This window comes from Candidatus Egerieousia sp. (assembly GCF_056211015.1).
Genome location: NZ_JBAELF010000036.1, coordinates 1 through 24,560 on the forward strand (window position 1 = coordinate 1; position 24,560 = coordinate 24,560).

Genomic DNA, 24,560 nt, shown 5'->3' on the forward strand with positions numbered 1-24,560 from the left:
ATAATATGATAGGAAAGCGCAAAAATATTGTACTTCTTCCGTTTGCAATCGTGCTTGCACTTGCAATCTGCAACTCTGCACTGGGTGCGCTTGTGGCAGCGGTTTATCCAAAGCCCGCAAGGCAGATCAGGCCGGATACCATTTCAAGGACGGTGCTTGTGGATTCATTGTCTGCGGATTCGTTGCTTGCGGATTCATTGCATGCAAAGCTTTCCGCAGCAAAGGGCGATTCACTGCTGAAGCAGTGGATGGATACTCCCGATGATCAGGAGGACAGCCTTTTCTTCAGCTGGGGCGACGGGCAGGAGGACACTCTGGCATGGCAGGAGTGGAACCCTGAGCAGATTCAGATTCCTTCTTCAGAAGACACTTCCACCAACGATGGCGTTGTGGATTCGCTCCTTTACGGAAGCAGGGCGCAGATGAGCAGGAGGGAGTTACGCCGCTATCTCAAGGACAGCGCCTGGGCTGTGAGGGACAGCATCATCAGAGCCACTCCAAGAATCCTTTTCTCCAAACCTTTCCCGGACAGCGTTATGTTCAAGCGTATGTTCCTCTGGAGGAACAACACCTGGTTCAACACAATGGAAGTGACCAGGGCTGACACCACCTTCAATGATTATTTCCACGACCTGCCGTATCTTAAGAACGATGTAGGAGCCACATATCTGGGAGTTTCCGGTTCGCCTATGCAGTATTACAATTACTTCAACAGAAGCGACACCCAGCTTTTTCCGTTCTTTGACCTTTACAGGCCTTATACTTTCACGCCCGACGATATAGTACATTACAACACCAAGACACCATATACGGAACTGGGATACTGGGGTACGCTGTTTGCCAACAGGGAGCAGGAGGAAGCCAACCTGAGAATACTCCATACCCAGAACCTGAGTCCGGCTTTCAACTTCCAGATAATGTACAAAAGGAATGGAGGAAAGGGAATCCTTAAAAGGGAGGCAACGGACCACAGGTCATTCTCCTTCACGGCCAACTATCTTGGAAAGAGATATACGGCGCATGCGGGTTACATATTCTCACGTGTAAAGAAGGACGAGAACGGCGGAATTGAGGACAGAATGTGGGCTGAGGATACCATTGTAGATGCAAGAGTCATACCGGTAAAGCTGCAGAACGCATCAAGCGAATATTACAGAACGGTTGTATGGCTGAGCCATTCATTGAGAATACCGTTCAAGTTCCTCAACAGGTCCGATAGTAATGTTGATACTACGGCCGTTGCCCTTGATTCGTTTCCTGCACAGGAGGAGAATTCCAAGCAGAACAAATTTGCCTCATTAAAGGACAATATGGAAAGCTGGGACGGTACATCCGCATACATAGGTCACTATTTCGAATATACCAAGTATGCTAGGAAATACATAGATGAAAGAATAGATACGGACATTCAGAAACAGTTCTACCGCAATAAATTCTTTATAGACCCAACACAGACAGCCGATTCGATCAACAGCGTGAATGTGGAGAACAGGCTTTACCTGCGTATGCAGCCTTGGAAGAAAACATCCGTTGTTTCAAACCTTGATGCCGGAATAGGCTTGCAGCTGCTCAAGTTCTATACCTTCAATCCAAGATTCTTCCTTGAAGGCACCGGCAGGAGGAACGAGAGCAATACTTTCGTTTATTTCGGGGCCAACGGCACCATAAAGAAGTATTTTGCATGGAACGGATTTGCAAAGTATGTTGTATCCGGGTATAACAGCGGAGACCTTGCCATAAACGGAGCAATGAGGTTCTCGGCCTATCCTAACAGGGGTGGAATACATTTCCTGGCCAAGGTTGATTTCCGCAACGAACGTCCTTCATATTTCTACAACAACTACTATTCGAATCATCATGTATGGAACAGCGGTTTGAGCAACGTGACCACAACAAAGATTGAGGGAAAAATAAGCATTCCGGACTATGATTTCGAAGCTTCGGTGGGTTATGCGCTGCTGAAGAACAACATATATCTTGACTCTCTGGCTGAAGCAAGGCAGAATACGGAGGCAATGAGCGTATTCAGCGCATACGCGCGCAAGGACTTCAAGCTCGGAATCCTCAGGCTCGAAAACAGGCTTCTGTTCCAGCTCAGTTCAAAGGACGAGATAGTTCCTCTTCCAAAACTGGCCCTCAACCTGAGATATTATCTGCAGTTCGTGGCCGTAAAGAATGTGCTTGAGTTGCAGATAGGAGCCGATATGACCTACAATACCAAGTTCTATAAACAGGCATACGCACCAGAACTGGGGCTGTTCTACAACCAGCGCAGGCAGGAGTACGGCAAGCAGCCTTACTTCGATGCCTTTATAAACATGCAGTGGAAACGGGCCTCAATATTCGTAAAGGTGGAGAACGTGCTGCAGGATATGGCAACCAAGGACTATTTCTCAGCGGATTATTACCTCAGACCGCAGAGATCCATACGTTTCGGTATATTCTGGCCGTTCTATATCAAGCATACCAAGCAACTCTGGTAGAATGAGAATTGTTCTGGCCATAGATTCGTTCAAGGGCTCGCTCAGTTCCTCACAGGCGGAGGAAGCCGCCGCTTCCGGGTTGAAAGCCATACTTGGAAATGAGTGTCCTGAATTTGTGTTCATTCCCATGGCTGATGGAGGTGAAGGCCTTCTTGACTCACTGAAACGCTCGTTCAATGCGGAATCTGTTTCCGTACGCGTATGCAATCCGCTTATGGAGGAGATAGAGGCGGAATATGCAGTGACTGTTTCAAGAAAAAGTGCCGGAGTGAAATGTGCCCTGATTGAAATGGCACGCTGCTCCGGTCTTACCCTTATAGATGAAAGCCGCAGGAATCCTTGGATTGCAACAACTTACGGACTTGGCCAGATGATAGTCCACGCACTTGAGCACGGCTGTCGTGAGTTCATTGTTGGCATTGGCGGAAGTGCAACCAACGATGCAGGCACTGGCATGCTCCAGGCACTGGGTTATAAGTTCTACGAGGATGGCAGGCTCATTGAGGAACCAATGTGCGGGGGAAAACTCGCCTGCGTTACTTCCATTGATGCATCCGGCAGGCATCCTATGCTTGATGAGGCATCATTCACCATTGCCTGCGATGTGAAAAACCCTTTCCACGGCCCCAACGGCGCAGCATACGTGTATGCTCCTCAGAAGGGCGCCAGCCTGGCTATGGTAAAGGAACTTGATGAAGGCCTGCGCAGTTTCGCTTCTGTGGCGGGAGTGAAGGACGGGCAAGGGGCAGGTGCTGCAGGAGGACTCGGAGGCGGCTTTGCAACCTTCCTTTCAGCGGAACTTCGCTCAGGAGCGGAGATTGTCCTGGAAGAATCCGCTTTCTACAGCTATGTTCAGGATTGTGCCGCAGTTGTGACAGGGGAGGGGAAGATGGATTCCCAGACCTCTAACGGCAAGCTTCCTCAGTGTGTGCTCAGGGCCGCGCATTCATACGGCAAGCCTGTCCTGGCTTTGTGCGGAAAGCTTGAAAGCGGGGCGGGCGAGGCATTTGAACTTGCGCTTCAGGTAACACCTGAAAACATGCCGTTGAGCACGGCAATGAAAAGCAGCATTGCCCGTGGCAATATCATCAATGCCATTGTTTCCAACGGGGATGCAATACTCAGCGTTCTGGGATACCGTTGATATGAGACGAATAAAGGCCATAATGACTTCAGTTGTTGCAGGATCCGTCATCCTGCTGCTGGTTCTTGTGCCCGATTATACAGCCGGGGTACAGAGCGGCAGCCATATGCTTAAGGGCATTGCGCTTGACACTCTCAGATGCGGTATTCTTGCCAGGGACGCTCTTGCAACCAGAGGTCACAGGCTCGGCCTGCTCTATGAATTCTTCAGGAGATTCGAGAGGGACAATTCCTGCCATATATCCGTGGACTTATTCTCGGATGGGGAGGATGTTGTAAATTCACTGGTTCACGGGTTGAAGGATATGGTAATTGTCCAGTATGACGTGAATGTTGATTCTCTGGCCGTGCTAAGTTGTGATAGCATTGAGTCTGTGGAATCACCATATCTTTTTTCAAGCATAGGCATGAGCGAACAGGATTACAGGGTTGTTTGCAGGGCTGAGGATTACAGTTATCTGGCCAAGTTCAGCAGCTGGTTCAGGCTTTTCAGGAATACCTCCGATTATGAAAGACTGATGCGCAGGTTCAGGCACAATCCGCCGTCTTCAACGGGACCTTACGACGATATGATAAAGTTAGCCGCAATAAAACTGAAATGGGACTGGCGTTTGCTTTCTGCTCTGATTTACAAGGAGTCACATTTCAAGATAGGACTCTCCTCCTCGAAAGGTGCTATTGGGCTTATGCAGATAAAACGGAATATAGCAGACAAGTATGGTATAAACGACATATATGATCCTCTGCAGAACATCAAGGCTGGAACCATGTATCTGAAGGATTTGCAGGACAAGTTCAGAAGGATGGATTGCGATTCGTTGAACAGCATCCTTTTTGCAATAGCGTCATACAATTGCGGAGATGCAAGGATATGCGATGGAATGAAGATAGCTGAGCAGAAGGGGCTGGACCATCGCCAGTGGAATAATGTGAAGACCATACTGCCTCTGATGAAGAATGCAAGTTTCTGCAAATCGTTTCAGGATGTGAGGACCAGGGCGTTCAGAGGACAGCGTACGGTTGATTATGTTAATGACGTCCTTGAACTTTTCGAGGATTTCAAGAGCAGGTTTTAAGGTTTTGTTCTATGGGAACTTACAGGATATTAAGTGACAGGGAGTTCGGTGATATAGCCGCCAGGATTCTGTTTGAGGACAATCATATACTTGTTTTCAACAAGGAGGCCGGAGAGATTGTGCAGGGCGACAAAACAGGAGACGAGCCGCTGGCGGAGACTCTCAAGGCCTTCGTTGCCCGGCGCGATTCAAAACCCGGCCAGGTTTTTATGGGCGTGCCTCATAGGTTGGACAGGCCGGTGAGCGGAATAGCAATGTTCGCCAAGACTTCCAAGGCGCTTGAGAGGCTTGATGCCATGTTCAAGAGCGGAGAAGTTGACAAACGATACTGGGCACTTGTATGCTCCAGACCTGCTCAGGATAGTGCCGTGCTTGAGAATTATCTGAGCCGTAACGAAAAACAGAACAAGACATTCGTGTGCAGGGGAGGAAAACTTCCGGCCAATGCAAAGCTGGCAAAACTCGAATATACTTTCCTGGGAAGCACCGATAGATACCATCTGCTGGAGGTGAAGCTTTTCACGGGAAGACATCATCAGATAAGGGCGCAGCTTTCTTCCATAGGATGCGTGATAAAGGGAGACCTTAAATATGGAGCGCCGCGTTCGAACAATGACGGAAGCATCTGCCTGCATGCCCGTTCAATAAGTTTCGTGCATCCTGTGCGCAAGGAACCTGTATATGTTGAAGCACCTGTGATTCAGCCGGCCTTGAGGCAGTGTGTCAAAGATCTTGAATTCATTCAAAAACTTCAGTAATATGAAAAACAATCATCTGACCATCATTGCACTGGCAGCTCTTGTGCTTGCCATTGTGGCAAACCCTTGCAGAATTTCCGCTCAAAGCGTTTCAAACAAGGACAAGATAATAAGCGGCAAGGTTACAGGCGCCAGGAGCGAGGATCTGAAGTCAAAGATGCTGGACAGCGTGAAATATTATCTGCCGGAATTCAAGAGCGGTGCCATTGCGTTCAAGAACGGCGAGATTTCAAGAGGCGTTCTCAATGTGAGCACTGTGAGCCAGAAGGTCATGTTCATTGATACCGAAGGTGCCGTGCTGGAGCTGGCCAATGACAGGGACGTGAAACTCATGTCGGTGGGACTCATCACTTTCATCAAACACAAGGACCAGTATGTTCAGGTGATAAAGTCAATTCAGGGGCTTGACCTTGGCGTGACCAAGAAGGTCTCCTTCCTTGAGCCCGAAAAGCAGGGAGCATACGGCGTGGCTTCCGTAACGGCCGCCGTTTCAACCTATTCCAGCTACCAGACTGAAGGACGGGCCTTTGATCTTGAGAAGAATATCACAACCCCTTTCATATATAAGGAATACCTCACTCTTCACAGAAACGGAAAATTCTATCATCCCGACAGGAAGAGCTTCCTGAAACTGTACGCAGACAAGAAGGCAGAAATAGAGAGATACGTGAGTGAGACTGAAATGGATTTCGATTCCGCTTCGGACTTGATGTCACTTATGGATTTCATCAAAAGTCTTTAACTGACAATTTGTCAGTGATATCGTTTTGGCACGAAGTATGCTCTAATCTCCAGCGAAAGGCTTTGGAAAAAAAGTCCATCGCAGTAAGAAATAATTAAAAAATTTAAATATAGGAGATTAAAGCAATGGGAAAGATCATTGGTATAGATTTGGGAACTACCAACAGCTGCGTAGCTGTTATGGAAGGAAATGCTCCATCTGTTATCGTTAACAGCGAGGGCAAGAGAACAACCCCTTCAATTGTTGCATTCACCGACGGTGGTGAGCGCAAGATTGGCGATCCTGCAAAGAGGCAGGCCATTACAAACCCGACCAAGACAATTTTCTCTATCAAGAGATTCATGGGCGAGACATACGACCACGTATCCACAGAGATTGGCAGGGTTCCTTACAAGGTTGTGAAAGGTGACAACAACACACCTAGAATTGATATCGACGGCAGACTCTACACCCCACAGGAGATTTCTGCAATGGTTCTTCAGAAAATGAAGAAAACCGCTGAGGATTACCTTGGCACAGAGGTTACAGAGGCTGTGATCACAGTTCCTGCATACTTCAGCGATTCACAGAGACAGGCTACCAAGGAGGCTGGTGAGATTGCAGGCCTCAAGGTGAGAAGAATCATCAACGAACCCACAGCGGCCGCTCTTGCATACGGCCTTGACAAGAAGAAGGACGATGCAAAGGTTGCAGTGTTCGACCTCGGAGGCGGTACATTCGATATCTCAATCCTTGAACTGGGTGACGGTATCTTTGAGGTGAAGTCAACAAACGGTGACACCCACCTTGGCGGTGACGATTTTGACCACGAAATCATCAACTGGCTTGTTGAGGAATTCAAGTCGGAGAACGGCGGCATAGACCTGAGCAAGGACCCTATGGCTCTCCAGAGACTGAAAGAAGCTGCCGAGAAGGCCAAGATCGAGCTTTCAAGCCAGACTTCAACAGAAATCAACCTTCCTTACATCATGCCTGTGAACGGTGTTCCAAAGCATCTTGTAAAGACTTTGAGCCGTGCAAAGTTCGAGGCATTGTGTGACGGCCTCATACAGAGAACAATAGAGCCATGCCGCAAGGCTTTGAGCGATGCTCATCTGAGCACATCTGACATTGACGAGGTTCTTCTGGTGGGTGGTTCAACAAGAATCCCTGCAGTTCAGGAGATTGTGAAGAAGTTCTTTGGCAAGGAGCCTAACAAGGGCGTAAATCCCGACGAGGTGGTTGCAGTTGGAGCTTCTATCCAGGGCGGTGTTCTCGCAGGTGAGGTGAAGGATGTTGTCCTTCTTGACGTAACACCTCTTTCTCTGGGTATTGAGACACTTGGCGGAGTATTCACAAAACTCATAGAGTCAAACACCACCATCCCTGTAAAGAAGTCTGAAATCTTCTCTACAGCAGTTGACAACCAGCCTTCAGTTGAGGTTCATGTGCTTCAGGGCGAGCGTCCTATGGCTGCTGGCAACAAGTCAATAGGCAGATTTCACCTTGATGGTATCACTCCTGCTCCAAGGGGCGTTCCTCAGATTGAGGTAACCTTCAACATAGATGCCAACGGTATTCTTACAGTATCTGCAAAGGACAAGGGAACCGGTAAGGAGCAGAACATCAGAATCGAGGCTTCAAGCGGTCTCTCAGACGATGAGATCAAGCGAATGCGCGAGGAGGCAAAGGCAAACGAGGCTGCCGACAAGGCTGAACGTGAGAAGATAGACAAACTCAATGCAGCCGACGCACAGGTGTTCAATTCAGAGAAGAATCTCAAGGAGTACGGCGACAAGATTTCAGCAGCCAACAAGGAGAAGATCCAGAAGGCAACAGACGCTTTGAAAGAGGCTCACAAGGCTGGAAAGATTGAGGATCTTGACAGACTCACAAAGGATCTAATGGATGCATGGCAGGCTGCCGGTGCCGATATGCAGGCCGCAGCAGGCGCTCAGCAGGGGCCTCAGCCGGGCGCAGGATTCAATGGCGGAGCACAGAATGCCGGAAACGCAAATGCCGGAAAGAAAGACGGCGAGGTGACCGACGTTGACTTTGAGGAGGTCAAATAAATTTTCAAAATATTTCTATTATGATTATCTTTGCCTGTGGTGTATTTTGCAAAAAAATATACCATAGGCAAATTTTTATTTAGAAAAACTATATGGAACATAGAGTAGTAGTAACCGGTATGGGCATCTGGTCCTGCCTTGGACAGACACTGGATGATGTCCGTGATTCTCTGTACAACGGGAAAAGCGGCATAATATTCAGCCAGGAACGCAAGGATGCCGGATTCCGTTCTGCTTTGTGCGCAAACATACCAAGACCTGATCTCAAACCGTTCATTTCACGCAATATGCGTCAGTTCATGCCTGAAGAGGCGCAATATGCGTATATGGCTACACGACAGGCACTTGAGAATGCACACATAGACCAGGATTTCATAGATGCCAATGAGGTTGGAATCATATATGGAAATGATTCAGTGGCTGAGGCAACCATGAACGCTCTGGACAAATTCCGTCAGTTCAAGGCTACTTCGGCCTGTGGCAGCGGAGCCATATTCCAGTCAATGAACTCAACCGTTACAATGAACCTTGCCTGCCTGTTCAAGCTCAGGGGTATCAACCTCACTGCTTCAGGTGCGTGTGCTTCAGGTTCACACTCAATAGGAATGGCGTCGCTTCTTATCAGGAACGGATTGCAGAGCTGCGTTGTATGTGGTGGCGCACAGGAGGCGAATATGTACAGCGTTGCATCATTTGACGCAATACAGGCATTCTCAACAAGGGAGGACGCACCAACAAAGGCCTGCCGTCCTTTTGACAGGGACCGCGACGGTCTTGTTCCCGGTGGCGGAGCGGCAACGGTTATTCTCGAAAGTTACGAGCACGCTGTAAAACGCGGTGCGCCTATTCTGGCGGAGATTGTGAGCTGGGGATTCTCAGGGAACGGCGATCACATAAGCACCCCTAACGTTGCGGGTCCGGCACGTTCACTTGAACTCTGCCTGCTCAACGGAGGAATAGACATTCATCAGATAGGCTATATCAATGCACACGCAACTTCCTCACACGCAGGCGACGGCCGCGAGGCTCTGGCAATTGCAAAGGTGTTCGGTGATTACAAGGCTCCGGTAACCTCAACAAAGAGCCAGACCGGTCACGAAATGTGGATGGCGGGCGCAAGCGAGATCATCTACTCAATACTTATGATGAAGAACGGCTTCATTGCGGGCAATATCAATTTTGAGAATCCCGATGAAGATACGGCCTGCATCAACGTGGTTCCTGATACAACAGAGCGGCATTTTGACATGTTCCTATCCAATTCATTCGGATTTGGTGGAACCAACAGCTCGCTCATAGTAAAAAACTTATAGATAATTAAAAAAACTAAGATATGGCACGTGAAGATATTATTGCAAAGGTAAATGAAATGCTGGCCGAGGAGTTCGAGGTGGAGCAGAGCACTCTTCTCCCTGATGCAAAACTCAAGGAAACCCTGAATCTCGACAGCTTGAGTTTCGTTGACCTTATTGCTCTCATACAGCAGACATACGACATCAACATTCCTGTTGAGGACCTTCCTAAGGTAAAGACTTTCAACGATCTGTATGATTATATAGAGACCCGTCTGAAATAATCAGACAGCCGGTGATGGAAATTGAAAGGCTTATACCGCAGAGGTATCCCATAAAGCTTGTTGATGAACTTCTGGAAGTCAACGGCAATGAGGCACATTGTCAGCTCGCTTTGAGGGCTGACAATTGTTTCATAGAGCCCGATGGCCTTATGGCCGAGCCTGGTCTGATAGAGCACATTGCCCAGTGTGCTTCGGCTGTTGCAGGTTACAGAGCCGTGGCCGCCGGTGCAACACAGCCTCCTCTTGGCTTCATAGGTGAGGTCAAGAACTTTCATTGTTACAGGAGGCCTTCAGTTGGAGAAGTGCTTCATACCACAATAGAGAACGGTCCGGAAGTTGCCGGAGTAACTCTTATCACAGGCAAGGTAGTGAGCGGTGAGGAGTTGCTGGCGGAAACAAAAATGAAAATCTTCATAAACAAATAGTTGTCACCATGCATATTGAGAATGAATTTTTCAGAATAGTTGACATACAGAAAGCGGATGACAATAATGCCGTTTTCAGGATTGAACTCATTCCGGAGTGCAAGGTGTACGAGGGTCATTTTCCGGGCAATCCCATTTGTCCCGGGGTATTCAATATTGAAACAGTCAGGGAGTGCGCCCAGATTCTGTCAGGCAGGTCATTGAGAATCAGTGCGGTGAAACAGTGCCGTTTCACCTCCTTGCTTACGCCTGCAAAGAGGGAAACTCTAAGTGTAAGGATAAACACCGCCGGAATTGAAAACGGGCTGGTGGTTCAGGCCACAATCAGTGACAGCTCCAGCAGTTATGTGGAATTCAAGGGAAATATGATTTATGACTGAATTATACATTAAGCTTTACAGATTTTTCGCACGCCATCGTGGCCTTATGTGGCTTTCGATGGTTTTGCTTTTTGTAATATGCGGGTTCGTTGCCGCTCAGATTCATCTTGAAGAGGATATAAACAAACTCATGCCTTCTTCAAGGAATGAGGACGGAAGCATAAAGCTTGCATTTGCATCATTGAGAATCAAGGACAAGACTTTCATACTTTTCGAAGGGAAAAACGGTGCCGATGTTGAATTGCTCAGCCGGGTATGCGATGAGTTTGTGGATTCGCTTATGGTTGGCGAGACCGATTCCACGGGATTGATTCATGACATAATGAATTCCATTCCTGAGGATATGATGTTCGATGGCGTTGACTATGTGACCTCGCATCTGCCTTCTTTCATAGATGCCGGCGCATACGCAGGCTTTGATACTCTGCTTACGGAAAGCAGCATGAAGGAGCAGATGGAAAGGAATATGGAGGATTTCGGCAGTATGGTGGGGGAGAGCTTCCCTCAACTCATTGAAATGGATCCTATAGGAATGCGCAATGTCCTTGCTGCACAGATGGCGCCTCTTGTTGAGGGAGCGGGCGGCGGATTCTCAATCGTGAATTCACATTTCTTTGTTCCGGATTCAACGGTATGCGTAGCTTTCCTCACTCCAAGGTTCTCTTCAACCAACACCGGTGAAGGCTCGAGCCTGTTCCAGAAAATCAATTCTCTCATAAGTGCATTCGAGCAGGAGTATCCCGATGTGAAGATATGCTATCACGGTTCACCTGCTGATGGATATTACAATTCCTCTACCATAAAGGCGGACCTTGTCAGGACTGTCATAGGTTCATTGATACTGGTAGTTCTCTTCCTTATGCTATGCCTGCGCTCATGGAGTACATTGCCTCTGCTTGTGCTGCCGGTGGGTTTCGGCGCTTTGCTGGGAATGGCTGTGATGTATCTGCTCAAGGGACAGTTCTCATTGCTGGCTCTGGGAATAGGTGCAATAGTTCTTGGCGTTGCAATGAGCTATGTGCTGCACGTGATGGTTCACAGCAAGTATGTCCACGATCCCGAGCAGCTGCTCAGGGATCAGGCGAAGCCTGTGAGTCTTGGCTGCATAACAACCATAGGTTCGTTCATGGGCCTGATTTTCATAAAGACCGACCTGCTTCAGGATTTCGGTCTGTTCGCGGCTATCGCCATAGTTGGTGCAACAGTGTTCTCTCTGGTGTATCTGCCTCACCTGCTGTTCATGGAGAAGCCAAAGATCAACAAGAAGGCTTTCGAACTCATAGACAGGATAAACAACTATCCGTTTGACAGGAACAAGCTACTCAAAATTACCATGCTGCTTGTTGCTGTTGTGTGCATAGGTTTCTATGCCGCCAGAGGAATTCTCTTTGATTCCGACATGCGCCATCTGGGCTATCTTGCACCGAATGTCACATATTCGGAAAAGCTGCTCAAGAGCAGGACTGCGCAGACTCTCAGAAGCGAGTATTTCGCAAGCCGGGGCAGTACAATGGAGGAGGCAATAGAGAATTTTTCAAAACTGTCGGCCAGGTTGGATTCGTTGCAGAACCTTGGTCTGATAAAGGGGTATACCCATACCGATGCTCTGTTCGTGCCGCTTTCAAGGCAGGAGGAGAGGATAGAGGCCTGGAAAAACTACTGGACCGAGGAAAGGCTTGCAAAGGTGCGCAAGCTCATAAATGCCACGGCACCTGCTGCAGGACTTTCACCTGAAGGGTTCGAGGCATTCTTCGAGAGCGCTGGGGCGGATTACGAGCCGAACGCTTTGTATGAGGAGGGAATAATTCCATCGGGCTTCCAGTCTACGCTGATGGAGGAGACTTACGACGGCAAGTTCCTGTGCTTCACCCAGGTAACCTGCTCTCCTGAAGAGAACGGCAGTCTGGATAACTATTACAGGGTATGCAATTCCATTGCCAACGAGCCTGATCTGCTGGTTCTTGACACCTTCTATTACACCAGCGGTACTCTTGCACAGTTGAACAGCGATTTCAATATTCTCCAGTGGGTTTCAATGCTCTTTGTATTCGTTGTGCTTCTGCTGAGCTTCAGCTTCAATCTGCGCTACACGCTTCTTGGATTCGCTCCAATACTGCTCAGCTGGCTCATAGTGCTTGGTGCAATGGCGGCCTTCAACATGCAGTTCAATCTCATAAATATCATAATTTCTACATTCATCTTTGGAATAGGCGTGGATTACAGTATATTTGTAATGAACGGCCTGATTGGCAGCAACGGGAATCCGGCTTTGCTTAAGTATCACAAGTGCGCCATATTCTTCAGCGCTTTCATACTCATTGTAACCGTTGGTTCAATGATATTTGCAAAGCATCCTGCAATACAGTCAGTATGTTTTGCAACGCTGGTTGGCATGATATCTGCAGTAGTGTTCTCGTATGTCATGCAGCCTGCTGTGTTCAGGTGGATGAACAGGAATAAATGAAGTACGATGTCATAATAATAGGTTCCGGTCTAGGCGGACTTGAATGCGGCGTTCTGCTTGCGCAGTGCGGCAAAAGCGTGCTTGTGCTTGAGAGACAGAAGCAGGCCGGCGGTTGCATGCAGAGCTACAGGCGCAGGGGCAGTTATTATGATACCGGCCTTCATTACGTTGGCGGTCTGGGCAAGGGGCAGTCACTCTACGGAGCCTTCAAGGCACTCGGACTTCTCGAACTACCTTGGGTGAAGCTCGATGAACAGGCCTTTGACAGAATCATGATAGGAGAGCGGAACTTCTCTTTCTCGCAGGGTTACGATGGTTTTACAGATACACTTGCCGCAGAATTCCCTTCCCAGCGCAAGGCCCTTGCCACATATGCGGACCTCTTGAAGAACAGTGACGAGCACCAGCTTGACTCCCTTATCCCACTCGGCGATGGTGAGGAGGACAACGGTGCGGCAAAACGTCTGCTCGACGAGCAGTTCTCATCGGGTGCCTACAGATACCTTTGTGACAATTTCTCGGACCCGCTGCTGGTTGAGGTGCTTGCCGGTGCTTCACTCAAGATGGATCTTGACAAGGATAGCATTCCTCTTTTCACTTTCTTGCACGGGAACAGCGGATTCATCCAGAGCAGCTGGAGGCTATGCGGTGATGGCAACATGCTTGTGAACGCCCTGGTAAGGAAGATTGAGTATTATGGAGGAAAAGTTCAGTGTGATACTGAAATAAAGGAACTTCTTGAGGTTGACGGGCGTATCACCGAGGCCGTTGCATCAAATGGCGAGAGATTCTCGGCGGATGTATTCATAAGCGATGCGCATCCAGCAGTAACCTGCTCAATGGTGAGTTCAAGTGCGCTCATGAAGAACATTTACAAAAGGCGCATTGCTTCGCTGGAGAATTCGGTAGGAATGTTCACAGCATCTATAAAGCTCAAGCCCAAGTCTGTAAAGTATTTCAATTTCAACCAGTTCATATACAGGAATGAGCAAGTCTGGGATCTGCACAACAGTGCGGATTCGGTTAACGGAGTTCTTGTATGCTGCAGACCGGAGAACCGGAAAACTTCTTCCGGAGGCAGCGTTGTTGATGAATGGACAAGGCATATAGAGCTTCTTACACCAATGCCCTGGGAACTGCTAAGACAGTGGGAGAACACCAGAGTAGGGCAGAGGGGGGAGGATTACCTTTCCTTGAAGAAGAAGTTCACCAATGGCTGCATAGAACTTGCAGAGCGTTTCCTTCCTGATCTGAGGAGCGCAATTTCGGAGATATACACCAGCACACCGCTTTCATACAGGGATTACAATCTGTCTCCTAACGGTTGTGCATACGGTATAAAGAAGGATTTCAAGGCTCCTATGCTCACTGTTCTTTCTCCTAAGACTCCTGTTCCCAATCTGCTTATGACAGGCCAGAGCCTTATGCTTCACGGTTTGCACGGCGTAACCATGACATCACTTTTCACCTGTGCCGAAATTCTTGGCAAGGAAAGAGTCTGGAATTTGATAAAATTGTAAAAAATTAACGATTATGAAACGTTTTGCTTTTTCACTGATAATTTCATTGATTTCTTTTTGTGCAATTGCCCAGACCGCTTCCGTTGCGGATTTTACAAAATGTGTGGCAAAATATAGGAATCATGCTGGTGTGAGCGCCATTGCTGTAAAGACCAACCACAAGGCGGCCGTTGCCAAGGATGAAATCACATACGGAGACATGTACATTGCCGCACCGGACAAGATATGTATCACGTTCAACGACTGCACCGACCAGCTTATTATGAACGCCGGAGTCTTCACAATGACAGTGAACGGCAAGAGGCATATCACCAACAGTTCTGCGGACGCTCAGTTCGCCACTTTCCAGACAGTTCTTGAGAGCGTTATCTGCGGAGGAACAAAAACCGATTTTGCAAGTCTGGACAATGTGAAGATGGAGAAATCCGGTTCCGATGTGGTGATTACAATCACACCTAAGCAGGAGTCACCAGCCGCAGACGGTGCAGCAAAGGGTGCTAAGAAGAAAGGCGGCTCCCGCGTTGGAAAGATGTTCTCATCTTTTGTGATTACCGTGAATGCCGGCACGCCTGGCCTCAAATCCTTGCGCATGAACGGCAAGGGGAACAACTACACGGAATACACTTTCACAAATGTGGAATTGGGCAAGCAGGCCGATTCCAAGTTCTTTAAATAATACCGAGAACTATATCTGAATCAATATTGAAACTGGTTGCAATCTTTCTGGCAGTGACCAGTGTGGGTTCTCTTTTCCCATTGATTATGTCGCACATCCTTGCTGTGGAAATGCCGATTTTCTGAGCGGCTTCTTTCTGAGAAATGCCGAATTCCGCCAGTCTGAGTTTCAGGATTTCCTGAAGAGATGGCTTCTTGATGGGGAATGCTTCATCCTCGTAATCCGCAGCTAGATTTGACAGTAACTCAAGTTCAATGCAGTTCCTGTCGGTAGTTGGCGTTTGTTCATCTACAAGAGGAAGCAGTTCCTCTATTCTTGCCATTACTGAATCGTATTGTTCTTTGCTGTTTATCTTAGTCATAGCTATATATTCATTATATCATTTATCCTGTCATACTCATTATGCTTTCCTATGAAACGGATATATACCATTCCAATCTGGAACTTGACAATGGCAACAATGCGATAGTCATTTCCTTTGATGTTGAAAACGTATCTTTGGTTCCCTACATAATCAGCTGAATTGAATGTTCTTTTTATGTCGGCGTAATTATTCCATGTGGCTTTCAATGTCTTATGGTACCAGTCCTCAATAGCTGTCTCTGCCTCCACATGTTCCTTATAAAACGCTATCAAGGTATTGTGTGCTAAGATCCTCATGCTGCAAATCTAATAATAATTTCCAAAAGTGAAAAATTATTTCCAAATATTACAAATATTTTTATTCTAATGATTTTTATCGTCCGAGCAGCGGATGTTATGCCGCCGCTATTTTACACATGAACATAGGGTTTTGCACCTGAACAGGGAAAGCGGCTCCGATGTTCCAAATAAATAGAGTCCGGTGGTTCTCACAGACCTATGCCATATATGTATATAGAATGGCGTATTGAGAACAACCCTCAGGAAAAAGGAGTCCCGTTCTCACCTGCCCACTCCCAGGTGTCTTGGAACACACGGGAGTGAGTACCGCATCGGTCCCTGGAATCAGCTTTGTTTTTTTGTGAATTTGGAGATTATTAGGCTTTGTAGTATATTTGCATCGTGTTTGAACCAATCGGGTTCAATCGTGAATTCATTTCTTTATTTCTGAAAAATCAATTGTCCGTTGTCCGGACAAAACAATACCAATATATGTACGACATAATGCAACTTAGTCAGATGAGCCAGGAGGAGCTTCTTGACATTGCTGCGCAGATGCAGCTAACCAAGGTGAAATCTCTGTCACATCAGGACCTCGTTTACAGGATTCTTGATGAGCAGGCAATCAGGGGCGCATCCGTTCCTATCAGGAAGGAGAGACCGGCCAGGGAGAAGAGGGATAATCGTTCAAGGAAGATCGGGAATGCCGTTGTTGAGAACAAGGTGGAAAATGCTGAACAGCCTGTTCCACAGAGCAAGGAAAACGTGCCTGGAAAGCCTGAGTCTGAAAGCAAAGGCAATCAGAAAACGAAAGACGTTCCTGTTGCAGGCGAACCTAAGAAACGCATCAGGGAGAGAATCAAGAGGGTTGAGCGCGTTGCTATTGGCGAGCGTCCTTCGAATGAGGCTGCAAAAGCAGTTGAGCCGGCGAAGAAGACTGCCAACGAAGATGCCAACGTTGTATTGCCTGAAGCGGCTGTTGCTGAAGCTGATGCAAAGGTTGATGCAAAGACAAACAGTGAGAGAGCTCAGGAAAATAATAAACGCAGGAACAATGCGAGAAAGGGCAAAGGCCGCGGACTTGACAGCCAGGCAGCGGCAGGTGCCGATGAATTGAGCACAGCAGCTGAAACCGCAGCTGAAAACACAACTGCAAGCGAAGCAGCTAACGCTCCAAAGAATAACGGGGAAGGCGCAAGAGGTGAGCGCAATAAACGTCAGAGACTTGACAAACGCAACAAGCGCACCGAGCAGGCAAGTAAGGAGCTACAGCAGGAGCGTGCTGAAGGAGAAGTTCCGCAAGCGGAAGAAACCCCATCGCCAGTGGAAGATGTGAAGAACCCTGCGGAAAATGAGAATGTACCATTGCAGGTGGAGGAGAATAAAGCTGTTGAGCAGCCTGCTGCAGAGCAGAAGGAGCCTGAGCAGAAGAAGGTTAAGATAGAGTTCGAGGGTGTTGTGGAGGCACATGGTGTGCTGGAGGTGATGCCTGACGGGTATGGTTTCCTGCGCTCAAGCGATTACAACTATCTGAACAGCCCGGATGACATTTATGTGTCTGTTTCCCAGATAAAACTTTTTGGTCTGAAGACAGGTGACACCGTGTTCGGAGAGATACGTCCGCCTAAGGAGGGTGACAAGTACTTCCCTCTGGTAAAGGTGAACAAGATAAACGGCCGCAGTCCTGAATTCATAAGGGATAGGGTTCCTTTCGATTTCCTCACTCCGCTTTTCCCTGATGAGAAATTTGATATCACATCGAACGGTCACAACAATATCAGCTGCAGGATTGTGGATATGTTCACTCCTATAGGCAAGGGTCAGAGAGGTCTGATAGTTGCTCAGCCTAAGACAGGTAAGACAATGCTGCTCAAGGAGCTGGCCAATGCCATTGCAGACAATCATCCTGAGGTTTACATGATGATTCTTCTCATTGACGAGCGTCCTGAGGAGGTTACCGATATGGCAAGGAGCGTTAAGGCGGAAGTCATTGCTTCAACCTTTGATGAGCCGGCTGAAAGGCACGTGAAGATTGCGAACATTGTTCTTGAAAAGGCAAAGAGGCTGGTAGAATGTGGTCACGACGTTGTAATCCTTCTGGATTCGATCACACGTCTTGCCCGTGCTTTCAATACTGTTCAGCCTGCCAGCGGCAAGGTGCTCAGCGGCGGCGTTGATGCGAACGCTTTGCAGAAACCAAAGCGCTTCTTCGGAGCAGCCAGAAACGTTGAGAACGGCGGTTCTCTCACAATTCTTGCAACAGCCCTTACAGATACAGGTTCAAAGATGGATGAGGTTATCTTTGAGGAGTTCAAGGGCACCGGTAACATGGAGCTTCAGCTTGACAGAAAACTGTCCAACAAGCGTATATTCCCGTCTGTTGACGTTACTCTTTCTTCAACCCGTAGGGATGATCTCCTTTACAGGCCTGAGCAGGTGAACAGGATATGGATTCTGAGGAATCATCTGTCGGACATGACCAGCGTTGAGGCCATGGAGTTCATGAAGAAACAGATGCAGATCACCGCCACCAACGATGAACTGCTCATTTCAATGAACGGTTGATACTTTTTGTGATTTCAGGCACGGTTTATGCTTGTATGTCAGGTATGAGAAATAAGGATCATACATATAAAATTGCTGCATTCCTTGCATTCGCGCTGTTTCTTTTGCTTGCGGATTCTGCGTTCGGGCAGCTCGTGTTTGATAGCACCAGCTGCAATCTGGGCAAGATAAAGTATGGCTCAGGACCTGTTACCTGTTATTTCAATTATAAGAATGCCGGTAAGAACGCAGTTGCAATAGTGAATGTTGTGACATCCTGCGGGTGCACTGTGCCGGAGTTTTCAAAGGCTCCTGTAAGGCCTGGCGAAAGCGGGAAGATAACGATTACCTACAGCAACGATGAAGGACCTTATCCTTTCGAGAAGAACATTTCAGTTTACCTCACAAGCCAGAAGGCACCTGTGATGCTGCACCTTAACGGCATATCCATTGACAAGGACAAGTCCCTGAAGGACATTTACCCCGACAGGGTGGGACCACTTGGTGTGGTGAACCACAGACTCCGTCTGGGCCATATTGCCTTCGGCGAGCTCAAGGAAGGCAGATGCACTGTAGCAAACATCAGCGGCAGGAAAGTGAACATCTCTTTTGGGGAGTTCCCCGCAGGTATAAGTGCAAGTATCTTTCCACAGGCGATAGAGCCGAATCAGGTGGCTGAAATCCGTTACAGCGTGCAAAGCGGCAATGGCGCATTTGACAAATGGGGCAACCAGAGGATTCCGCTTCGGGTATTGAGCAACGGCTCGGAATGTGCCGTGCCTCTGGAACTCAATTTTGCGGTCCTCGATGATTTTTCAAAGCTTGGCGCTGCTGAAAAAGCCAAGGCGCCGGTGGCCTCGCTTGCTTCAAGTTCTGCAAAGATACTGTCCTTGAAGGCCGGTCATCCTCAGAAAGTGGTTTTCAAATTGAAGAACACCGGAAGGACGCCGTTGATAGTCCGCAGCGTTCAGTGCGATGCAAATGATCCAGAAAGCAACAAGGCGCTTGCCGGGGCTTCATCCGGCCTAGTTCCGGCCATTGTGAAATGTCCTGAAACCGTGGCGGCAGGACGTTCCGCCGAAGTGCTTGTTGAATTGAAAAGGGAGGGTCTGCTGGCAGGAGACAACGTTTACACAGTCACGCTCACAACCAACAGTCCGTCAAGGCCTATTATAAATCTGTTTGTAAGCGTTCACTGCGATTGATTTAGAATTATATATAATAAACGATAATATTATGGACGAAAAAAATATAAGCGTAACTACAGAGGACTGGCCGCCAAAGGAGTGCCAGATTCCGGAAACGGCACTGGGAGTTGATGCAGGAGTCCCTGAACCACCGAAAATCAATCCGTACATAAAGAAATTCTTCAAGAAGAAACCTGCGCTTCTGAGCGTTGACGAGTATATGGCCGGAATAGAGGCTGGAAACGTTACAATCCTTTCCAAGGCCATCACTCTGGTAGAGAGTCTTCTTCCTGCCCATAGGGCAGTGGCTCAGGAAATCATTGCAAGATGTCAGGTGATTTCCGCAAAGAAGAAAACCATGCGAATCGGTATAACTGGTGTGCCTGGTGCCGGAAAGAGTACCTTCATAGAGGCTTTCGGAAGTTTCGTGACTTCAAAGGGCCATAAGCTGGCTGTTCTGGCAATCGACCCAAGCAGCGAGAAGACCCAGGGCAGCATACTCGGAGACAAGACACGTATGGAGACTCTGTGCAACGATCCGAACGCTTTCATACGTCCTAGTCCAAGCGCAGGCTCCCTCGGAGGTGTAGCCAGAAAGACACGTGAAACAGTGCTTCTTTGTGAGGCGGCAGGCTACGATGTGATTTTTATTGAAACCGTTGGCGTTGGTCAGAGTGAGACAGCCGTTCATTCAATGACTGACTTCTTCCTCCTGCTCATGCTTTCAGGTGCGGGTGACGATCTTCAAGGAATCAAGCGCGGTATAATGGAAATGAGTGATCTCATTGCCATAACAAAGGCCGACGGAACCAATGTTGACAAGTCCAATATGGCAAGGGCATTGTATGCAAACGCATTGCATCTCTTCCCTCCAACAGAAAGCGGATGGGTTCCAACAGCTCTGACTTCTTCCGCTGTTACAAAGCAGGGACTTCCTGAAATACTCAAGAAAATCGAGGATTATTTCGAACTTGTGAAGGGCAACGGTTATTATGAGAAGAAGCGTCACGAGCAGGCCAAGTACTGGATGTTCGAGAGCATAAACGAGACCTTGCGCAACAATTTCTACGAGAGCGGAATAATTGAGAAACGCCTTCCTGATTACATAGACGCTGTAATGAACGGCCAGCTGGATTCATTCATGGCTGCAAGCGAATTGATGGATTTATACAGAAACAATCAGTAATCAATGGAATTTCATTTGTTGGTTGATGTACTGCGCAACAGTATTCTCATTACGGGCCTTGTGCTCATAATGATGCTCCTGATAGAATACTTCAACGTATATTCACACGGACGATGGTATTCCGCCCTGCAAGGGTCTTCGTTCAAGCAGGTGATTCTCGGAGCTCTGCTCGGCATTGTTCCGGGTTGCGTTGGCGGATTTGCGGCAGTATCGCTTTACACTCACAGACTGCTGACTTTCGGTGCCCTGGTCACAATGATGATATGTTCCAGCGGCGACGAGGCTTTTGTAATGCTGGCAATGATACCCAAGGAGGCGCTCATCCTTTGCGGAATAGTTCTGGTACTCGGTATTGTTGTGGGACTGCTTGTGGATAAAATCAAGTTCTTCAGGACATTGAGCGAATCTTCGCAGTGCTCCGGGCACGGCCACGACCATCACGGTCACTTCATAGGACACGATTGTTCCTGCCATTGCGGAGATGAAATCACCCTGCATTCTGAAGACGAGCAGTCAATGCCTTCAATATTCAAGGCTTCATCGTACAATGCAATGAAGCATCCTGGCATTAAGCGAATCATAATTTTTGCGGGCATAGCAATATTCCTTGCCCTGGTAGGCGGCGGCCTCCTAGAGCATGACCACGGAGCGCACATGCATTCGCATGATCACTCCACTGAAGTGTGCGCTCACGACCATGGGACTGAGGTATGCGCATATGAACACGGAGCAGCATGCACTCATGAACATGATTGCAAAGCAGCCGCCTGTACTGGCGAACACAACGCAGAGAACAGCGTGAGCAAGCATTCTGAAGGACTTACAGAAGGCAACAAAGAGACTGCTGCACATTTTAAGTGCCACACTGAGGAACCTGTTCCTTGCAGTCACAATGCAGAGGTACATTCACATGCTGATGAGCACATGAACGAATGCGGCCACGAGCATGGTCACGGCCACGGTCTGAACATGCTGGAGGAGCGCTGGATTCATCTTGTATTCGCCATCTTCAGTGTAATAACATTGTTCTTCACGGCCACTGCAAGCGAGCATTTCATCAATGAGCATATATGGGAGCATGTTGTGAAGAAACATGCGCTTTCGGTATTCTGCTGGACTTTCGGAGCACTTCTTGTATGCGAATTCGGAGTCCATTACCTTGATTTGGAACATCTGATAAGTGAGAATATGCTCTGGGTGATGATTCTGGCGGCTCTGATTGGAATCATACCTGAATCAGGACCTCATTTGATATTCGTTACATTGTTTGCAGGCGGACTTGCACCGTTCTACATACTTCTGGTGAACTCGATTGTCCAGGACGGACACGCAACAATACCTCTTCTTGCCCAGAGCAGGAAATCATTCATCTGGGCAAAACTCGTGAATGTTGTGGTTGGCCTTGCGGTTGGTTTTGCGTTCTGGTTCCTGGCGTGATTATTAATGGAGTGATTGAAGTTTAGCAATTTTTTGCATGATAAAATGAAACTTGCGCACAGTACTTGTTGAAAATTAAAGAACCAAGTTTTGCAAGCCATGCGCAAGTTCTTGAAAAGGAACAAATTGAATGCTCGCGAAACTTGAGTAAAAGAGCACGAGACTTCTTGAAGAATGGATATGACAGGCAGAATCATGAACATAGGCATCTTTGGCAGACCGAATGCAGGCAAGAGCAGCCTTCTGAACTTCCTCACAGGAACTCAGACAGCAATTGTTTCGGATGTGCCGGGGACAACAACGGACCCCGTTTCCAAAAGAATGGAGGTCCCTGGTGTTGGTATCTGCAACTTCATTGACACTGCCGGTCTGGCCGATGGTTCCTCTCTTTCCTTGCTCAAGGACCGAAAGACCGTTTCACGGATTCAGAGTCTGGATGCCGCACTACTGATGATTCCATATAACAGTTTCATTCTACCCTCGGATTCGGAGATCTGCACTCAGTTCAAGCAGAACGGCATACCCTTTCTGGTGCTGCTGAGCAAGGAGGACCTGTTTGACGAGAAAAAAGACATTGGCCCAAGCGTAATTGGAGGTTCGGGAAAATTCGCTCAATCAATTGAACTGTTGAACAATCCGTTGAATGAAAACATTGGTGTCAGGCAAATAACGGAATGCTCTGTGAAAGATTCCGCATGCAAAGAGAGAATTTTTGAATTTCTCGCCAAGGTGAAGAACAGCAGCAGCAGGGAATATGAGGAGAAGCCAATGTTTGAAGGTCTGGTAAGTGCGGGAGACAAGGTAGTACTGGTGTGCCCCGTTGATTCCGAGGCCCCCGCCGGCAGACTCATTCTTCCACAGGTGATGGCAATACGGCAGCTCCTTGACCTTGGCGCAATCGTCACGGTCCTGCAACCTGAGCAGTTGGGGGCATTTCTAGATGGTCATTCCTTAATAGCGCAAAAACCGGAATTGTCATTGGTGGTTACTGATTCGCAGGCATTTGCAAAAGTGGCTCCGCTGGTTCCGGCAAATGTGCCGCTCACGAGTTTCAGCATGCTGCTGGCTCGTGCAAAAGGACCGTTCGAGGATTATCTTGCAGGAATGCGTTTTCTGGAATCGTTAGGTGCCAGGACAAGGGATTGCGCTGATTCACATAATTGCAGTTCATTCATCCCCAGACAAGAAGATTTGTGCGGAACAAAGAAGCAATGTGAATTGTTTTGCGGAATATTCAGGGTGTTGATGCTTGAAAGCTGCACGCACCACTCAACTTGCGAAGATATAGGGCGGGTGAAGATTCCCGCTGCTTTAACAAAATATATAAAGGCGCATTGTGCCGGAGTTTCAGACGTTCAGTTCACATTCGTGTCATCGGACAATGAGATACCTTCCGATGTTCCGTTCAATCTTGCCGTCCAGTGCGGTGGATGTGTTGTTACGAAACGTCAACTTATGTCACGCTTGAGCATTCTGCACCATAGGGCCATACCTTTGGTGAATTACGGAATGTGTCTTGCACTTTGCGCCGGCATTTGGAAGCGGGTGGGTGCCATATTCCAATGACCATTCATTTTCGGTCACGTTTTTGCTGAAAATGTGTCCGAATGGATGCGAAAAGGAACAAATGGTCACGTTTTCACGTAAAATGTGACCAAAAGGTTGCGGAAAGAGGCAAACGGTCACGTTTTTTCGTAACATGTGACCAAAAGGGTAGTGAAAAGCGGCAATTTGACATGCTTTGTGGTTACGAACATGACAAAAATGGTGATGCAGGGGAAAGTTCTTTGGAATAAGAATACAAGGTGATCTCAAACCCTCATAACACAAGGGGTTTGCGATCAGGTGGTAGAAAAGCATAGCTGATTATCAATTAGTTACAAAACAAGGTGATCTCAAACCCCCATAGAGAAAGAGGTTTGAGATCAGTTGCGCCAAAAGATCAGGCCGACCGGTAACTATTTGGGGCAAAAACATAACCGACTGAAGCAGCAGGCAACACAAACGGCCGCATCAGCGGCCTAGCGGAGGGCGCGAACTTGCTGGAATGCGAAAACTTGCGAAAATACTGCGGAGAGTTGCCAGGAGCAGCAAGTTCGGTATAGCCCGGGAGCGGTGAAGGGGGGTTGGGGCGGAGCCCCAATAAAAGGAGGCCGCATCAGCGGCCTAGCGGAGGGCGCGAACTTGCTGGAATGCGAAAACTTGCGAAAATACTGCGGAGAGTTGCCAGGAGCAGCAAGTTCGGTATAGCCCGGGAGCGGTGAAGTACT

20 protein-coding genes are annotated in these 24,560 nt (G+C 48.0%); 18 read left to right on the forward strand and 2 right to left on the reverse strand.

Annotation, left to right across the window (positions count from 1 at the left end):
• The 13 genes from AC06L3_RS02440 to AC06L3_RS02500 form a co-directional block, all read left to right on the forward strand.
• Window positions 1–2,483 (forward strand): putative porin (locus tag AC06L3_RS02440; RefSeq protein WP_475669035.1); only part of this gene is annotated, 2,483 nt, incomplete at its 5' end.
• A 1-nt stretch (window position 2,484) separates the two neighbouring features.
• Window positions 2,485–3,627, forward strand: a complete 1,143-nt coding sequence (locus AC06L3_RS02445) for a glycerate kinase (protein WP_475669036.1) — start codon at window positions 2,485–2,487, stop codon at window positions 3,625–3,627.
• Window position 3,628: 1 nt separating this feature from the next.
• The gene (locus AC06L3_RS02450) at window positions 3,629–4,702 is read left to right on the forward strand and encodes a transglycosylase SLT domain-containing protein (protein ID WP_475669037.1); all 1,074 of its coding nucleotides are present in this window, start codon (window positions 3,629–3,631) and stop codon (window positions 4,700–4,702) included.
• An 11-nt stretch (window positions 4,703–4,713) separates the two neighbouring features.
• The gene (locus AC06L3_RS02455) at window positions 4,714–5,460 is read left to right on the forward strand and encodes an RluA family pseudouridine synthase (protein WP_475669038.1); all 747 of its coding nucleotides are present in this window, start codon (window positions 4,714–4,716) and stop codon (window positions 5,458–5,460) included.
• Window position 5,461: 1 nt separating this feature from the next.
• Window positions 5,462–6,202: a hypothetical protein gene (locus AC06L3_RS02460; protein ID WP_475669039.1), complete on the forward strand. Its 741-nt coding sequence runs from the start codon at window positions 5,462–5,464 to the stop codon at window positions 6,200–6,202.
• A 125-nt stretch (window positions 6,203–6,327) separates the two neighbouring features.
• On the forward strand, window positions 6,328–8,253 hold the full coding sequence (gene dnaK, locus AC06L3_RS02465; protein ID WP_475669040.1) for a molecular chaperone DnaK: 1,926 nt from the start codon (window positions 6,328–6,330) through the stop codon (window positions 8,251–8,253).
• 92 nt (window positions 8,254–8,345) lie between these two features.
• On the forward strand, window positions 8,346–9,566 hold the full coding sequence (locus tag AC06L3_RS02470; RefSeq protein ID WP_475669041.1) for a beta-ketoacyl-[acyl-carrier-protein] synthase family protein: 1,221 nt from the start codon (window positions 8,346–8,348) through the stop codon (window positions 9,564–9,566).
• Between the two features lie 20 nt (window positions 9,567–9,586).
• Window positions 9,587–9,829: an acyl carrier protein gene (locus tag AC06L3_RS02475; protein WP_475669042.1), complete on the forward strand. Its 243-nt coding sequence runs from the start codon at window positions 9,587–9,589 to the stop codon at window positions 9,827–9,829.
• Window positions 9,830–9,843: 14 nt separating this feature from the next.
• Window positions 9,844–10,254 (forward strand): hotdog family protein, encoded by a 411-nt coding sequence (locus AC06L3_RS02480; RefSeq protein WP_475669043.1) that lies wholly within the window; start codon window positions 9,844–9,846, stop codon window positions 10,252–10,254.
• Between the two features lie 8 nt (window positions 10,255–10,262).
• Window positions 10,263–10,634 carry an ApeI family dehydratase gene (locus AC06L3_RS02485; protein WP_475669044.1) on the forward strand — a complete coding sequence of 124 codons (372 nt, stop codon included), beginning with the start codon at window positions 10,263–10,265 and terminating at the stop codon, window positions 10,632–10,634.
• A 58-nt stretch (window positions 10,635–10,692) separates the two neighbouring features.
• A complete protein-coding gene (locus tag AC06L3_RS02490) occupies window positions 10,693–13,098 on the forward strand; it encodes an MMPL family transporter (protein WP_475669054.1) in 2,406 nt (801 codons plus the stop codon).
• The gene (locus AC06L3_RS02495; RefSeq protein WP_475669045.1) at window positions 13,095–14,618 is read left to right on the forward strand and encodes a phytoene desaturase family protein; all 1,524 of its coding nucleotides are present in this window, start codon (window positions 13,095–13,097) and stop codon (window positions 14,616–14,618) included. Before AC06L3_RS02490 ends, AC06L3_RS02495 begins: the two co-directional genes overlap by 4 nt.
• Before the next feature lie 13 nt (window positions 14,619–14,631).
• Window positions 14,632–15,294 carry an outer membrane lipoprotein carrier protein LolA gene (locus tag AC06L3_RS02500; RefSeq protein WP_475669046.1) on the forward strand — a complete coding sequence of 221 codons (663 nt, stop codon included), beginning with the start codon at window positions 14,632–14,634 and terminating at the stop codon, window positions 15,292–15,294.
• On the opposite strand, the gene AC06L3_RS02505 is transcribed toward AC06L3_RS02500, so the two are convergent.
• Both AC06L3_RS02505 and AC06L3_RS02510 read right to left on the reverse strand, forming a co-directional pair.
• Window positions 15,287–15,655, reverse strand: coding sequence for a helix-turn-helix domain-containing protein (locus tag AC06L3_RS02505; RefSeq protein ID WP_475669047.1), 369 nt, complete (start codon window positions 15,653–15,655; stop codon window positions 15,287–15,289). The two genes, AC06L3_RS02500 and AC06L3_RS02505, sit on opposite strands and share 8 nt — an antisense overlap.
• Before the next feature lie 2 nt (window positions 15,656–15,657).
• Entirely contained in the window at window positions 15,658–15,954 is a 297-nt protein-coding gene (locus AC06L3_RS02510) for a type II toxin-antitoxin system HigB family toxin (protein ID WP_475669048.1), read from the reverse strand.
• Window positions 15,955–16,428: 474 nt separating this feature from the next.
• Here AC06L3_RS02510 and rho point away from each other — a divergent pair, with 474 nt between their 5' ends.
• The 5 genes from rho to AC06L3_RS02535 all read left to right on the forward strand — a co-directional run bounded on the left by rho (window position 16,429) and on the right by AC06L3_RS02535 (window position 23,856).
• Window positions 16,429–18,501 carry a transcription termination factor Rho gene (rho, locus tag AC06L3_RS02515; protein WP_475669049.1) on the forward strand — a complete coding sequence of 691 codons (2,073 nt, stop codon included), beginning with the start codon at window positions 16,429–16,431 and terminating at the stop codon, window positions 18,499–18,501.
• Between the two features lie 44 nt (window positions 18,502–18,545).
• Window positions 18,546–19,685: a DUF1573 domain-containing protein gene (locus AC06L3_RS02520; RefSeq protein WP_475669050.1), complete on the forward strand. Its 1,140-nt coding sequence runs from the start codon at window positions 18,546–18,548 to the stop codon at window positions 19,683–19,685.
• 31 nt (window positions 19,686–19,716) lie between these two features.
• Window positions 19,717–20,853: a methylmalonyl Co-A mutase-associated GTPase MeaB gene (gene meaB / locus AC06L3_RS02525; RefSeq protein WP_475669051.1), complete on the forward strand. Its 1,137-nt coding sequence runs from the start codon at window positions 19,717–19,719 to the stop codon at window positions 20,851–20,853.
• A gap of 3 nt (window positions 20,854–20,856) precedes the next feature.
• Entirely contained in the window at window positions 20,857–22,290 is a 1,434-nt protein-coding gene (locus AC06L3_RS02530) for a putative manganese transporter (protein ID WP_475669052.1), read from the forward strand.
• Window positions 22,291–22,464: 174 nt separating this feature from the next.
• The gene (locus tag AC06L3_RS02535) at window positions 22,465–23,856 is read left to right on the forward strand and encodes a GTPase (protein WP_475669053.1); all 1,392 of its coding nucleotides are present in this window, start codon (window positions 22,465–22,467) and stop codon (window positions 23,854–23,856) included.
• The last annotated feature ends 704 nt before the right edge of the window (window positions 23,857–24,560 follow it).